1 protein-coding gene is annotated in these 849 nt (G+C 43.6%); it reads right to left on the bottom strand.

The features are described 5' to 3' along the window. Positions 1-24: 24 nt before the first annotated feature. Positions 25-801 carry a signal peptidase I gene (gene lepB / locus A3738_RS25820; protein ID WP_068478487.1) on the bottom strand — a complete coding sequence of 259 codons (777 nt, stop codon included), beginning with the start codon at positions 799-801 and terminating at the stop codon, positions 25-27. Positions 802-849 lie beyond the last annotated feature (48 nt).

Raw genomic sequence — 849 nt, 5'->3', positions numbered from 1 at the left:
ATCAGGTTTACAACGTAATGCGTGTTACTCGATGCTTCCTGCGCGCGAAAACGATGGCAATGAAGTGAGACCTTTCCATTGCATCCAAATTGCAAACGCCTTACCAACCACTAACTCATCGGGAACGAAGCCCCAATAACGGCTATCGTTACTATTGTCACGGTTATCACCCATTACAAAGTAGGAGTTTTCTGGTACCACCCATTCACCTTCGGCTTGAATGTTTCGGCGTAGCTTATGCTCCATTAACTGATGTGTGACGTTGCCTATTTGCTCTTTGGCCAAACGATAAGGAGGTAAATTAGCTACAAGCGTTTCAGGAACTAATTCACCATTAATAAACAGTTGTTTTTCGTCGTAACGAATAACATCACCTGGGATCCCTACAACACGTTTTATGTAATTAGTTTTTCCATCTTCTGGGAATTTAAAGACAATTACGTCCCCTCGCTCAGGATCGTTCAGCTCGACCACCTTTGTGCCCGCGACTGGCAACCTCAAACCGTACTCGTATTTATTGACTAAGATGAAATCGCCGACTTCTAAGGTCGGCAACATTGAGCCCGACGGAATTTGAAAAGGCTCCACAAGAAAAGACCGGAGCACTAACACAAGCGCCAGCACTGGAAAAAAAGAGCGAGAATTATCAATCAACCAATGCATCTTCGGCTCATCCTCTGATGATGCCTTTGGAGCCTTGCTTGCCTCGCGTTGTTTAGAAAAATACAGAACGTCCGCTAAATAGACGAAGCCTGTAAAAAACGTTAGTACCACCAACACCAGTGGAAAATCGATATCCATTCTTTTCTCGCTACTTATTTTTATCGATCTTAAATCGATTAACTATCC

It is taken from the genome of Oleiphilus sp. HI0066 (assembly GCF_001635725.1).
Note: the sequence above shows the minus strand (reverse complement) of the source record. Positions and strands in the feature narration are given on the sequence as shown.